At 67.2% G+C, this 13,544-nt stretch carries 13 protein-coding genes; 5 read left to right on the top strand and 8 right to left on the bottom strand.

Translation table 11 applies throughout. From position 1 onward, the window contains the following. Positions 1 to 89: 89 nt before the first annotated feature. Positions 90 to 605, top strand: a complete 516-nt coding sequence (locus F6X37_RS05080; protein WP_187610528.1) for a Spy/CpxP family protein refolding chaperone — start codon at positions 90 to 92, stop codon at positions 603 to 605. A gap of 262 nt (positions 606 to 867) precedes the next feature. Continuing rightward, entirely contained in the window at positions 868 to 1,305 is a 438-nt protein-coding gene (locus F6X37_RS05075) for a PGDYG domain-containing protein (protein WP_090805302.1), read from the top strand. A gap of 62 nt (positions 1,306 to 1,367) precedes the next feature. Here the strand turns inward: F6X37_RS05075 and F6X37_RS05070 are convergent, their stop codons facing one another. The 8 genes from F6X37_RS05070 to F6X37_RS05035 form a co-directional block, all read right to left on the bottom strand. Further along, positions 1,368 to 1,733: a DUF3022 domain-containing protein gene (locus F6X37_RS05070; protein ID WP_018417736.1), complete on the bottom strand. Its 366-nt coding sequence runs from the start codon at positions 1,731 to 1,733 to the stop codon at positions 1,368 to 1,370. A 96-nt stretch (positions 1,734 to 1,829) separates the two neighbouring features. Then, positions 1,830 to 2,729 carry a YhfC family intramembrane metalloprotease gene (locus tag F6X37_RS05065; protein WP_187610527.1) on the bottom strand — a complete coding sequence of 300 codons (900 nt, stop codon included), beginning with the start codon at positions 2,727 to 2,729 and terminating at the stop codon, positions 1,830 to 1,832. Positions 2,730 to 2,812: 83 nt separating this feature from the next. Continuing rightward, positions 2,813 to 3,907, bottom strand: coding sequence for a LacI family DNA-binding transcriptional regulator (locus tag F6X37_RS05060; RefSeq protein WP_187610526.1), 1,095 nt, complete (start codon positions 3,905 to 3,907; stop codon positions 2,813 to 2,815). A gap of 54 nt (positions 3,908 to 3,961) precedes the next feature. Then, the gene (locus F6X37_RS05055; protein WP_187610525.1) at positions 3,962 to 4,927 is read right to left on the bottom strand and encodes a 2-hydroxyacid dehydrogenase; all 966 of its coding nucleotides are present in this window, start codon (positions 4,925 to 4,927) and stop codon (positions 3,962 to 3,964) included. After that, entirely contained in the window at positions 4,927 to 6,216 is a 1,290-nt protein-coding gene (locus tag F6X37_RS05050) for an MFS transporter (protein WP_090805310.1), read from the bottom strand. Before F6X37_RS05050 ends, F6X37_RS05055 begins: the two co-directional genes overlap by 1 nt. Positions 6,217 to 6,339: 123 nt before the next feature. Continuing rightward, the gene (locus F6X37_RS05045) at positions 6,340 to 7,323 is read right to left on the bottom strand and encodes a sugar kinase (protein ID WP_260334880.1); all 984 of its coding nucleotides are present in this window, start codon (positions 7,321 to 7,323) and stop codon (positions 6,340 to 6,342) included. 129 nt (positions 7,324 to 7,452) lie between these two features. Continuing rightward, the gene (locus F6X37_RS05040) at positions 7,453 to 8,247 is read right to left on the bottom strand and encodes a sugar phosphate isomerase/epimerase family protein (RefSeq protein WP_187610524.1); all 795 of its coding nucleotides are present in this window, start codon (positions 8,245 to 8,247) and stop codon (positions 7,453 to 7,455) included. Positions 8,248 to 8,483: 236 nt separating this feature from the next. Further along, the gene (locus tag F6X37_RS05035) at positions 8,484 to 9,377 is read right to left on the bottom strand and encodes a LysR family transcriptional regulator (RefSeq protein WP_187610523.1); all 894 of its coding nucleotides are present in this window, start codon (positions 9,375 to 9,377) and stop codon (positions 8,484 to 8,486) included. Between the two features lie 132 nt (positions 9,378 to 9,509). Between F6X37_RS05035 and F6X37_RS05030 the strand changes: the two genes are divergently transcribed. The 3 genes from F6X37_RS05030 (at position 9,510) to F6X37_RS05020 (ending at position 13,374) form a co-directional block, all read left to right on the top strand. Next, positions 9,510 to 10,589 carry a YeiH family protein gene (locus F6X37_RS05030; RefSeq protein ID WP_187610522.1) on the top strand — a complete coding sequence of 360 codons (1,080 nt, stop codon included), beginning with the start codon at positions 9,510 to 9,512 and terminating at the stop codon, positions 10,587 to 10,589. 201 nt (positions 10,590 to 10,790) lie between these two features. Beyond that, on the top strand, positions 10,791 to 11,528 hold the full coding sequence (locus F6X37_RS05025) for a glutathione S-transferase (RefSeq protein ID WP_090805317.1): 738 nt from the start codon (positions 10,791 to 10,793) through the stop codon (positions 11,526 to 11,528). Positions 11,529 to 11,640: 112 nt separating this feature from the next. Beyond that, positions 11,641 to 13,374 (top strand): ClcB-like voltage-gated chloride channel protein, encoded by a 1,734-nt coding sequence (locus F6X37_RS05020; protein ID WP_090805829.1) that lies wholly within the window; start codon positions 11,641 to 11,643, stop codon positions 13,372 to 13,374. Positions 13,375 to 13,544: the final 170 nt, after the last annotated feature.

The following is a 13,544-nucleotide window of genomic DNA, read 5'->3' as shown; positions in this document are numbered from 1 at the left end:
CTTGCGGTGCGGCGCCATTCGCCGCTGGCGCGGGGCAAGACGCTCGCCGCGCGCCGTGTCTCAATAACGAACAGACATCAGGAGTTTCGATGAAAAAAGCACTGGTTATGCTGGCTACGGCCGTTTCGATGGGCGGCGCGTTCGCCCAAACCGCCGCGCCGGCCGCCGCGCCGGACACCACGGCCTCGGCTTCCGCGGCCAAGGCCGGCCACGAACGCAACGTCGAAGACCGCATCGCTTATCTGCACTCGCAACTGAAGATCACGCCCGCGCAGGAAACGCAATGGAAGGCGTTCGCCGACGTCATGCGCAGCAACGGCGAAACGATGGGCCGGCTGTTCGAGCAGCGCAAGGCGGCCACCAACGTGAGCGCGCTCGACGACATGAAACAGTACGCAACGATCGCGCAGGCGCATGCGGACGGCATGAAGAAGCTCGTCGATGCGTTCGATCCGCTGTATAGCAGCCTGTCGCCGGAGCAGAAGAAGCTCGCCGACGCGACGTTCCACCAGGGCGGCCCCGAGGGTCATCATCGCGGCCACCATGGCAAGGGCAAGGGCGGCAAGCCCGCGGCAGCCGCGAGCGACGCGACTGTCAAGCCGTAATGAAAGAGCGCCCGCGGCGGGGGTTGCCCCGTTGCGGGCGCGGGTCCGTTCGGACGCGGTTGATTTCGGCAATTCCGCCGGCGCCCGAACTGCGGCTGTCTCACCACGCCTCAGCCTTTCGCCTCCCCCCTGACTCATGCATCTGGCATTATTCGGGGCCGCGCTGTCTGGGCCGGCTACCCGTCCCAGCGACTCGACGCACGATCGCCGCAAAGCGGCAAGTCTCGCCGCAACGCTCACCCGCTAATCTTCCACCCGCTTCATGACCGAACTCAGGAATCTCGATTTGCGTGACGATCCGCACGCCCAACGCGTCGTCAAGGACGAAACGGTAAGCGTCGAATTCGCCGCCGCCGAAGGCCAGTTGATGAGCCTCGAAGGCCCGAACCGCTATGTGCGCGGCGATGCGCTGATCACCGGCTCGACCGGCGAGCGCTGGGTCGTGTCGCGCGAGCGCTTCGATGCGAAGTACCTGCCCGCCGATGCCGCGCTCGCGCACGGCGAAGCCGGCGCCTACCGCAACCGCCCGGCGGTCGTACTCGCCCGCCGGATGGACGAGTCCTTCTCGCTCGCGCGCTGCGCGAGCGGCGGCGACGTGCTGCACGGCGCGGCCGGCGACTGGGTCATGCAGTACGCGCCCGGCGACTACGGCGTCGTGCAGGCCGCGCGTTTCGCGAAGGTCTATCGGCTTGCGGATTGAATCCGCGTCGCCCGCGCTTCATTCGCGCTTCATTCGCGCTTCATTCGCGCTTCATTCGCGCGTCACGCGAACTCTTCGCCGAGATCGACCGTGACTTCGCGCGGGACCGCCTGGCCGTTCGCGTACATTTCTTCGAGCGAGCCCAGGCTCGCTTCGACGTACGCGCGCAATACCGCAAAGCTGCGGCCACGCAACCGCGCCGGCATCGCGCGATAACGCGCGAGCGCCGCCGGCGCGATCGCGACCGTCATCGCGATACGGCGCGCGGTGGAACCGAAGCGCATTGCTACCCAGTGAACCGTCAGTGTGGGCGTGCCATCGTCGGCGGCACGCTCGATGAACTGCGTCTGCTCGGGAAACAGATCGCTGATGACGCGCGCGAGCTCGTCGAACTCCGGATGCGCGCAGTCGTATTGGTAAGCTTCCATGAAGGCTGCCGGGAAAAGAAGGTCCTGAAACGTAGGCGCATTTTAGAGAAACGCTGAAGGGATAGCGAGGCGCCTGCTGTCCAGCGGCTCATCCGCTCACGCCGCCGCCGGCCGCCGGTAAATCCGTATCAGCAGTCCCGCGACGAACACCGCCGCCACCCCATAGATCGTATCGGCCGCCGCGAGCGGCAGCAGCCGCGCCTGCGTCATTGCCGCAGGCACGTCGATCAGCGCGTGCACCCCGATCGCGAGCGGCAGGATGCCGCGCGAGCCGGCCCGCACGCCGCGCCACATCAGCACCGACAGGCCGATCTGGAACACCAGCGCCGCGACGCGTTCGAGCGCGAAAATGCCGGCCAGTTGCGGCGTCAGGCTCGCGAGAATCAGATGCACGCGCATCACCGCTTCGGCCGGCAGATTGCCGAGGTAATCGCCGAGCCGGCCACGGTTTTCGAGGACCGCGAACACGAGCCACTGGAACTGCACGAACACGCCGACCATCCACGCTTCTGCGCCGCCGTGGCCGAGGCCGTAGCTGAGCGCGGCGCCATCGTCGGCGCGCAATGCGGCGGTGCGCGTGTCGGCGGTCGTGCTGGCGGCGGGGCTCGCGCCCGCGCTTGCATCGACGCCGGCGGGCGCGTCGACGTTCGCCTTTTTGCGCACCGCCGGCCGCGCCGCCGCGCGCTTCATGAGCAGCCGCATGCCGACGAACCGCCCCACTTCCTCGCAAACGCCCGCGGCCAGCGCACCATAGACGACGAACGCGAGCGGCTGCGAAAGGAACGCCGCGGTCGTTTCGTTGCCGCGCAACAGATAGTCGTGCAGCGCACGCTCGATGACCATCGCGAACAGCGCGAACACCGCGACGCCGGCGATCGCGTCGCGCGGCCGAAGCGCGAGCGGACGGCGCAATTGTCGGTAAATCAGAAACGGTAAAGCGGCGATGACGAGCGTGGCGAGCGCGAGACTCGCGAGGGTAAGCGGTGGCACGACCATGAGTATCCTTGCGGGGTTCCTTGCAATCCCCGGCGCGCAACCGCTGCGCGCCGCAGCCCGCATCATCGCAGATTGGCCGGAAATCAGCGTGCGGTCGACGCACGCACGATCAGCTCGCCGGGCAGCAGGCAGTCGCGCGCGCCCGTCTGCGCGCCTTCGATGCGCTCGTGCAGGAATTCGACCGCGCGATAACCGATGTCGTAGGTCGGCTGGCGGATCGTCGTGATGCCGGCGAGCTCGGCCCACTCCGGATCGTCGATGGAAAGCAGCGCGACGCGGCTCTGCCAGTGCGCGCCGTAACGCGCGTTCAGATGCAGCGCGAGCCGCAACGCGACCGGTGCGTTGGCCGCGAACAGCGCGACGCGTGGGGAGGCGCCGGCGGGCTCGGCACCGGCCCCGCCTGGCGAGTCGATCGCACGATCCAGCTCCGCGAGACCGCGCTCGAGCGCAGTTGCATCAGCGAGATCGAGCACCAGCGTACGACCACGCGCGCGGCCATCGTCGCGCATCGCCCGATCGAATGCTTCGACGCGCAACTGCCGCGAGCTGACCTGCTCGAACGGCTGCACGACGAACCAGATCTGCTCGAAGCCCCGTTCGAGCAGATGCCGCGTACCGAGCGCGGCGGCCGCGCCATTGTCGAGACCGACCATGTCGGCGACCAGCCCCTCCACGCGCCGATCGACCAGCACCGCCGGAATCCCGCCGTCGCCGACCGGCCGCAACGTCTCCTCGCGCACGCCTAGCGCGTTGACGATCACACCTTCCACGCGGTACGTGGTCAGCAGTTGCAGATAACGCCGCTCCATCTCGACTTCGTTCGCCGCGTGGCAAATCAGCGGCATCAAGCCGAGCGCGTGGCACGCGGCCTCGACGCCTTGCAGCACTTCGACGGAGTACGGATTGGTCAGGTCGGCGACCAGCATGCCGATCAGCCGGTTGCGGCCGCGCTTCAGGCCGCGCGCCATCTGGTTCGGCTGATAGTCGAGCCGCGCGATCGCGGCTTCGATGCGCGCGCGCAGCTCGGGCGACAGCGCGCTGAACTCGCCGTTCAGATAGCGCGAGATGCTGGTCTTGCCGGTGCCGGCTTCACGCGCGACATCGGTGATCGTCGCGCGTCGCGGCGGCGCGCTCGGGGAACCAGGCGGCATGCTGGCCGGGGGCGGGGTCGTGCTCATTCGCTCATCGCTCGTGCCGGTCCGAGGGCGGGAGCTTGTGCGCCGCCCTGCGATTCACTTCGCCAGGACGTCATGGTTGACGATGTTGGTCGTCAATGTGCCGTCGAGCGCGGCGACCAGGTTCTCCGCCGCGTTGAGCGCCATCGCATGACGGGTCTCGTGCGTCGCCGAGCCGATATGCGGCAATGCAACCACGTTCGGCATGGCGAGCAACGGCGAGTCGGCAGGCAACGGTTCGGTGTCGAACACGTCGAGACCCGCGCCGTGAATCGTGCCGTTGCGCAGCGCCTCGATCAGCGCCGGTTCGTCGACGGTCGCGCCGCGTGAAGCGTTGATCAGGATCGCGCTCTTCTTCATCGCGCGCAGTTCGGCGGCGCCGATCAGATGCCGCGTCTCTCGCGTGAGCGGCACCTGCAGACAGACGAAATCGGACTGCGCGAGCAATTCAGCCAGCTCGACGCGCCGCGCGCCATACGCCTGCTCCGCTTGGTGGTTCGCGCTGCGGTTCGTATACAGCACCTTCATGTTGAAGCCATGCGCCGCGCGTCGCGCGACCGCGCCGCCGATCCGCCCCAAGCCGACGATGCCGATCGTCTTGCCCTGCACGTCGAGCCCGAACTGCGCGGGCCCGATGCTCGTGCGCCACTGCCCTGCCTTGACCCAGTCGGCCAGCTCGACGACGCGCCGCGCGGACGCGAGGATCAGCGAGAACACGGTATCGGCGGTCGATTCGGTCAGCACGTCCGGCGTGTGCGCGAGCACGATGCCGCGGCGCGTGAGGTCGGCGACGTCGAACTGGTCGTAGCCGACCGAGATCGTCGACAGCGCCTTCAGCCGGCTCGCGCCTTCGAGCATCGCCGGCGTGATCTGCACGCTCGCGCCGATGCCGCCGTCGGCATCGCGCAGCGCGGCGACGAGCGCATCATGCTGTGACGGATCGACCTGCACGACCTGCGCATGCTGTTGCAGATAGGCGAGCACATCCTCGGGCAGCGACTTCCAGGCGACGATCTTGTTCATCAGCTAATTTTCCTTGCGACGGTGGGACGAGCGGGGCCACGTTGTTCGGCCGCGGCCGGCTTGACGGCGAGCGTCAGGATCACCGCGGCGACGAGCGCCACGCTCATGAATGCATACGATGCCGCGGGCGAACCGGTCGCGCCGTTCAGATAGCCGACCACGTACGAGCCGACGAACGAACCGAGCGCGCCCATGCTGTTGATCAGCGCCATCGCGCCGCCCGCGACGTTCTTCGGCAGCAGCTCCGGTACGATCGCGAAGAACGGTCCATACGGCGCGTACATCGCGGCGCCCGCGATCACGAGCAGCGCATACGAGACCCAGAAATGCGCGGAGCCGAGCCCGTACGACGCCGCGAACGCAATCGCACCGATCAGCAGGAACGGCCACACGAACACCTTGCGGCGGTTGAGTTTATCCGATGCCCACGAAGCTGCAAGCATCGCGATCGTCGCGGCCAGATACGGCAGCGCCGACAGCCAGCCGGTTTCCACCATGCCGAACGACGAGCCGTTCTTCAGGATCGACGGCAGCCACAGCACGAAGCCGTACACGCCGATGCTCCAGCAGAAATACTGCGCGCACAGCTTGATGACCGCGGGCGTGCGAAACGCCTCGCTGTAGTTGCGCACCGGCTTGATCGCGGCCTGCTCGGCGCGCAGCGTCTGCGCGAGCGCGTCTTTTTCCTCTTGCGTGAGCCACGACACCTGCTCGGGCTTGTCCTTGACGAGGAACCACCAGCAGATCGCCCAGATGATCGCGGGCGCGCCCTCGGCGATGAACATGTGCCGCCAGCCGAACGAATGCACGAGATAGCCGGACACGACCGACATCCACAGCACCGTGACCGGATTGCCGAGGATCAGGAACGTGTTCGCGCGCGAGCGCTCGCTCTTCGTGAACCAGTTGCTGATGAAGATCAGCATCGCCGGCATTACCGCGGCTTCGACGACGCCGAGCAGGAAGCGGATCGCCATCAGCGACGGAATGTTGCTGACCATGCCGGTCAACGCCGCGCAGCCGCCCCACAGAACGAGGCTCCAGAACACCAGTTTCTTCACGCTGCGGCGCTCGGCATAGATCGCACCCGGAATCTGGAAGAAGAAATAGCCGAGGAAGAACAGCGCGCCGATCAGCGACGCGAGCCCCTTGCTGATGCCGAGATCCTGATTGATGCCGGCCGCTGACGCGAAGCCGAAATTCGCGCGATCCAGATACGCGAGGCTGTAGGTGATGAACACGATCGGCATGATCGTCCACCAACGGCGAATCGCAAGCGATGAGGTCATGGAAGTCTCCTTGGACGGCGTCGTCCCGAATCAATGATGAAAAAATCTGGGCGCGCTGTGGGCGCTCTTGTTGTCGTCGATGCTGGTTGTGGATGCAGCGCTATCGATGCGGTCCGATCCGGGTCAGGCCGCGCTTGCGATGTCCGGTACCTCGGCCAGCTCCAGTGCGTCGAGTTCGGCGCGGCTCGGCAAACCTTCCGAATCGCCGATCACCTGGATCGCGAGCGCGCCGATCCGGTTGCCACGCGCGACCGCCTGCGCGAGCGTGCGGCCTTCGAGCAGCGCGCTGATCACGCCGACCGCGAAACCATCGCCCGCGCCGACCGTATCGACGACGTTCGCGACCGGCCGGCCGGCGATCGTCGCGGCATCGGTCGCGGTGCGGTAATACGCGCCCTGCGCGCCGAGCTTGACGATCACGCCGCGCGCGCCGCGCTCGAGATAGAACTTCGCGATGTCCTCCGGCTGCGTGTGGCCGGTCAGAATCTCACCCTCGCCGATGCCGGGCAGCACCCAGTCGGCGAGCGCGGCGAGCGCGTTCAAGCCTTCGACCATCGCCGCGCGTGAGGGCCACAGCGTCGGACGCAGGTTCGGGTCGAACGAGATCGTCCTGCCTGCAGCGCGCATTTCGCGGGCCAGGTGGAATGCGAGTTCGCGCGAGCTTGCCGAGATCGCCGGGGCGACGCCGGTCAGATGCAGATGACGCGCGGGCAGCACGTAATCGGCGAGGTAGTCGTCGAGCGACAGATGGCTCGCCGCCGAGCCCTTGCGGAAGTATTCGACCGCCGGGTCGCTGCCGTCGTCGCTCTTCGACTTCAGCTGGAAGCCGGTCGGATGGCGCGCGTCGGTGCTCACGCATTGCTGGTCGATGCCCTCTTTCGTCAGCGTGTCGCGCACGTACCGGCCGAACGAATCGTCGCCGACGCGGCTCATCCAGCCCACCCTGAAGCCAAGTCGGGACAAGCCGATCGCGACGTTCAGATCCGCGCCGGCGATGCGCTTCGTGAAGTGCCCGACGCCCGCGAGCGGGCCGGCTTCGGCGGCGACGAACATCGCCATCGCTTCGCCGTAGGTGATCACGTCGAGCGCGGGGTAAGGGTGCGTCATGCTGGGCTCCTGGTGGTGCTGCTGATGCGGTGATTCGTGTTGCGTGGAATGCGTTCTTTGCTGCCTGGGTTGCCGCCTCGTCTGCTATACGGCTTCGACCGAGGCGCTTCGTGATGCCGCGTCGCGCGTCTACACGCGCGCAAGCCAGCTCACATAACGCGCGGCATCGGCGTCCATCCGGCTCGGATCGAACGGAAACTCGATGCCGCGCGGCACATCGCGCGGCAGCCGGTCGAGGAGCGCGCGCAATGGCGCGTCATCCTCGGCCGGCGCGCTCGCAAAGCGCCGCGCGCCCTCGCCCGTGGTGGTCTTGCAATGGATGTACTCGACGTACGGCGCGAGCTGCGGCGCGAGGGGTAGCGGCGCGACGTCGAGCCACGCCCAGTTGCCGGTATCGAAGGTCATGCCGAGCGCGCCCGCGCGGCCTTCACGCGCGAGCGCATCGAACAGCCCGACGAACTGCGCGGGCGAGCCGCCCTGCGCCAGTTGCCCGTTTTCGACGACGAGCCGTGGCCGCACACCGCCCGTGGTGCCCGAGCCGCTCGCGACGTGCGCGACGATGGCCGCGCTGTGAGCCCCGCCCGCGAAGCCGCCGAGTTGCAGCTTGACGAAGCGCGCGCCGAGCGCGGCCGCCTGATCGAGCGCGACACGCAGTGCGTCGGTATCGAGCTGGCCGTCGGCCGCGTACAACGATGCCGGCGTCGAGAACACCGACCACAGTCCGAGATCGGCCAACGCCGCGCCGAGCGCGCGCAGCCGTTGCGGGTCCGCGTCCGCGTCGCTCGCGAACAGCTCCCGACGCACTTCGAAACCCGCCGCGCCGGCGCGCTTTGCCGCCTGCGCCCATTTCAGATGGCCGTCGGCGCGCACGGCGTTCACACCGAACGCGCTGGCGACGACCACGATCTCCACTGCAGCAGCCATATCCAACTCACGCAATCCTGAAGCGAAACCGCTTTTGGAACCGGTTCCAACTAAACTTCGAAAAAAAGCGCCGAGGCGCTGCGATGTGCGAATGGTGCTCGGGACAGCCATCGCGCACCATAGAGGAAATCCCTAGGCGCGCCCGGCATACGGCGAGCGTAAAGCGAAGCGCGCCGGGCACGGCAGCGCCCCGCGCGGCTTCGGATTCTCGACCCCATACGCTGCCAGCGCGGTAATCAGCCGCCCTCGTCCGCGACGCACATCGCCAGAAACTGCTCGACCACCCGCGACGGCGCGCTCGCATGCGGCACCAGAATCGACAGCCGCCGCGTCAGCGGCTGCGGGCTCAGCGACATGAGCCGCAGCGCACCGTCCTCATGCCGCATCGACATCGCCGACACGAAACCGACACCCATCCCCGCCCGCACCGCCTCCTTCACCCCTTCGACCCCCGCGATTTCGAGCGCCACGCGCATCGGCACGCCCGCGCGTGCGAACTCGCGCTCGACCGTCTGCCGCACGCCCGAGCCTTCCTCGCGCAGCACCAGCGGATACGCGCCGAACGCGGCCAGCTCGATGCGCCCGCCATTGTCCGCCTGCGCGAGCGGATGCGAGCGCGGCATGATCGCGACGATCTCGTCCTCGCGCCACGCATGGACGACCGTGTCCGGCGGCAGATCGGCGCCGGCGGGACCCTCGATCATCGCGATGTCGACCGAGCCGAGCGCACCGACGATCTCGGCCGTGTTGCCGTTGGCGGTATGCACGGTCACGTGCGGATAGCGGCGATGGAATTCGGCGATCAGGTACGGCAGCAGGTAGCTCGCCGGCGTCGTGCTCGCGCCGATCCGCAAGGTGCCCTGTTCGAGACCGCGCAGCGCGTCGCGATAGGCATGCGCCTGCCGCCAGGTGTCGCGCAGCCGCGCCGCATAGGCGGCGAGCTGTTCGCCGGCTGGCGTCAGCCGCACCCCGCGGCCATCGCGCTGATACAGCGGCTCGCCGAACTCGTCCTGCAATTGCCTCAGCTGGCCGGATACCGCCGGCTGCGACAGATGCAGCGCCACCGCCGCCCGGCTGATGTTGCGATGCTCCGCGACGGCGGCGAACGTTATAAGTTGATCCGGGGTCATCTCGATTAAATATCCGTTGAGCCGATACTTCACATTCTAAATCACGATTTTTCATATCGATATATCTAATTTAGGATTAGCCCCATTGCTGCTTATGCAGTCCCACGCAAGTCCGTTACGAAACCACCGATCATGTCCACACCCACCGCCCCGCTCGCCGCCGCCTCCCCCGCGCTGTCCACCCGCGGCCAGCTCAACGGCGTACTGTTCGTCGCGCTGTTCGCCGCCGCGGTCACGCGCATCGCGGCGATTCCGGCGATTGCCGGCCTCGGCCTGAGTCCGCTGATCGTCGGCATCGTCGCGGGGGCGATCTACGGCAACGCGCTGCGCGACAGCATGCCGGTCAGTTGGGCGGCCGGCGTGAATTTCTCGGCGCGCAAGCTGCTGCGCATCGCGGTCGCGTTCTTCGGCTTGCGTGTGAGCCTGCAGGAAATCGCCCAGGTGGGCCTGCCGGGTCTCGCGGAGTCGGTGCTGATCGTCGTCAGCACGCTCGTGATCGGCACCTGGGCCGGCATGAAAATCATGAAGCTCGATCGCGACACCGCGCTCCTGACGGCGGCCGGCAGCGCGATCTGCGGCGCGGCCGCGGTGCTCGCGTTCGAATCGACGCTGCAGTCGAAGCCGCACAAGAGCGCGATGGCGGTCGGCAGCGTCGTGCTGTTCGGCACGCTGTCGATGTTCCTCTACCCGGTGCTGTTCAACGCAGGCTGGCTGCATCTCGACACGGTCGGCGCCGGCCTGTTCTTCGGCGGCACGATCCACGAGGTCGCGCAGGTGGTCGGCGCGGCGAGCAACGTGAGCCCCGAAGCGACGCACATCGCGACGATCGTCAAGATGACCCGCGTGATGCTGCTCGTGCCGGTATTGCTGGTGGTCGGCCTGTGGGTGAACCGCGCGACGCGCGGCGCGAACGATGGCGGCACGGGCGGCGCCGCCCCGCGCAAGCTGGCGATCCCCTGGTTCGCACTCGGCTTCCTCGCCTGCGTGGCGATCAACTCGCTGCATGTGCTGCCGGAAAGCGCCACCTCGACGCTGAACCTGTTCGACACCTTCGCGCTGACGATGGCGATGACCGCACTCGGCATGGAAACGCGCTTCTCGCAGATTCGCGAAGCGGGTCCGCGCGCGCTGACCACCGGCCTGATTCTGTATGTATGGCTGATCGCCGGCGGACTCGGCATCACATGGACCGTCCAGCACCTGTTCCACTAAGCCGTCGCGGGCTCTCCCGCCTTCCCCGACACCCCGCCGCGCGCGGGGTTTTGCGCTTTCTGGCGCACCATCCCGGCCGATCACACGGCATACTCGTTGCTGCGAACTTTGCCCCCCAACCCGCCCGTGCGCGACGTCCGATGGCAGCGGTGAAACCGCCTTGCCGCGACGCGTCCGGGCGACCGGAATGAGGATCGATCGATGAGCCTGGAACTGTACTACTGGGATGGCCTGCAAGGCCGCGGCGAATTCGTGCGGCTCGCGCTGGAGGAAGCCGGCGTCGACTATGTCGAAGTCGCGCGCGGCAAGCCTTCGAAGGGCCTTGGCACCAAAGCGATGATGGCGGTGATGCAAAGCCCCGACGAGCCGTATCCGCCGTTCGCGCCACCGTTTCTGAAAGACGGCGATCTGGTCATCGCGCAGACCGCCAACATCCTGTTCTATCTCGGCCCGCGGCTCAAGCTGGCGCCGGAGGTGGACAGCCTGCGCTATGTCGCGAACGGCCTGCAGCTGACGATCGCCGACGTCGTCACCGAAGCGCACGACACCCACCATCCGCTCGCGAGCGGCCTCTACTACGAGGAGCAGAAAGACGCGGCGAAGGTGCGCGCGCACGATTTCATCGACCATCGGATTCCGAAGTTCATGTCGTACTTCGAGCGCGTGCTCGCGCAGAATCCGGCCGGCGACAGCTTCATGGTCGGCGACACGCTGACCTATGTGGACCTGTCGATGTTCCAGCTGATCGACGGTCTGCTGTACGCGTTTCCGCGCGCGCTGAAGCGCTTCGGCGAGCACTATCCGCGGCTCGCCGCGCTGCACGACGCCGTGATCGCAAGACCGAACATCGCCGCGTATCTGGACTCGGACCGGCGCATCGGCCATAACGAAAGCTGCATCTTCCGGCACTATCCTGAACTCGACAAGGCGGCGACTTGAACCGCGCCGCCCGCCTCCGCCCGCTCGCCGCCGCGCGCCCGCCATTCGAGGCGGGCGCGCTGCTGTTGTGCCGCGGTTTTTTCAACCTTCCATCACGCCCCGTACCGACGACGTGCTTTCATTCCTGCTGAAGCTGCGCACCCGCGCCCAAAGCGTTTTCCGCCTCTCAGAAGCCCATACGGTGCTGGTCTGGGCCGTTGTGGTCGGCATTGCCGGCGCGTTGGCGACCATCTTGTTTCGCAAGGGCATCGAACTGCTGCAACTGGCGATTGCCGGCCGCTCCGGCAGCTTCGTCGACATGGCGCGCAGCCTACCGTGGACCATGCGCATCTGGCTGCCGGCCGCGGGTGGTCTCGTCGCCGGCATTTTCCTGCTGATTGCGCAGCGTCACGCCGACACGAAAACGCACACCGACTACATGGAAGCGGTCGCGATCGGCGACGGCGTCGTGCCGGTGCGCCTGAGCCTGTGGCGCAGCGTGTCGTCGCTGTTTACGATCGCGAGCGGTGGTTCGATCGGTCGTGAAGGTCCGATGGTGCAGCTCGCGGCGCTCGCCGCGTCGCTGATCGGCCGCTGGGTCCACTTCGATCCGCCGCGGCTGCGCCTGCTCGTCGCGTGCGGCGCGGCGGCCGGTATCACGTCCGCGTATAGCGCGCCGATCGCGGGCGCGTTTTTCGTCACCGAGATCGTGCTCGGCTCGATCGCGATGGAAAGCTTCGGGCCGGTGCTGGTCGCGGCGGTCGTCGCGAACATCACAATGCGCGAGTTCGCCGGCTACAAGCCGCCCTACGAGATGCCGGAGTTTCCGACCGTGACCGGTCCCGAGGTGCTGCTGTTCGTCGCGCTCGGCGCGCTGTGCGGCGCGGCCGCGCCGCAGTTTCTGCGGCTGCTCAACGCATCGAAGGCGGCCTTTCGCAAGCTGCCGGTGGCGTTGCCGGTGCGGCTCGCGCTCGGCGGTCTCGTGGTCGGCATCATTTCGGTCGCGGAGCCCGAGGTGTGGGGCAACGGCTACAGCGTCGTGAACTCGATCCTGCATTCGCCGTGGACATGGTCCGCGCTCCTGCTGGTGCTCGTCTGCAAGCTCGCGGCGACCGCGGCGACGGCCGGCTCCGGCGCGGTGGGCGGTGTGTTCACGCCGACGCTGTTCGTCGGCGCGGCGGTCGGCTCGCTGTTCGGCCAAGGCATGCACGCGTTGTGGCCGCATGCGACGTCGGCCGCTTACGCCTATGCGATGGTCGGCATGGGCGCATTCCTCGCGGGCGCGACCCAGGCGCCGCTGATGGCGATCCTGATGATCTTCGAGATGACGTTGAGCTATCAGGTCGTGCTGCCGCTGATGCTGTCGTGCGTGGTCGCGTATTTCATCGCTCGCGCGATCGGCAAGACCTCGATGTACGAGATCACGCTGCGCCGCAATCGCGAGGAGCAGGAGCGCTCGCGATTGCGCGCGACGCAGATGCGCGAGCTGATCCGCCCCGCGCAGACCGTCGTGCCGCCGAACGCGACCGTGCACGACATGACGCGGGTGTTCCTCGAGTATCCGGTCAAGTACCTGTACGTCGCGAACGACTCGGGCGCGTTTCTCGGCGTGGTCGCGCTGAAGGACATCACGTCCGATCTGCTCGAGCGGCGCGAAACGTCGATGAAAACCGCCGCCGATTATCTGCAGCCGCATTTCGACGTGCTGACGCCGGACATGTCGCTCGCCATCGCGTTACAGCACTTCATGGCGTTTCAGGGCGAGCGGCTGCCGGTGATCGAAAGCACCGCGCATCCGAAGCTCGCCGGCGTCGTCTACAAGACCTCGCTGCTCGATGCGTACTTCCGCATGAGTCCGTCGCGCTAGGGTCTGTTTACCTATGGAACGCACGTGCGTTGCCGCGAGAAGGGCCGCTCGCAAGGATTGCGACGCCGCGAATACTCGACGTATTCGCAAGGAGCATGACGCAGCGAGCGGCCCTTCTCGCGGCAACCCCAGTTCTGAATTTCATTCCAGGGGAATGCCCGCTATCGGCC

This window comes from Paraburkholderia sp. 31.1, from assembly GCF_014397645.1.
Taxonomy (GTDB): Bacteria; Pseudomonadota; Gammaproteobacteria; order Burkholderiales; family Burkholderiaceae; genus Paraburkholderia; species Paraburkholderia tuberum.
The sequence above is the reverse complement of the archived record's forward strand: the minus strand, read 5'-3'. Positions and strand labels throughout refer to the sequence as shown.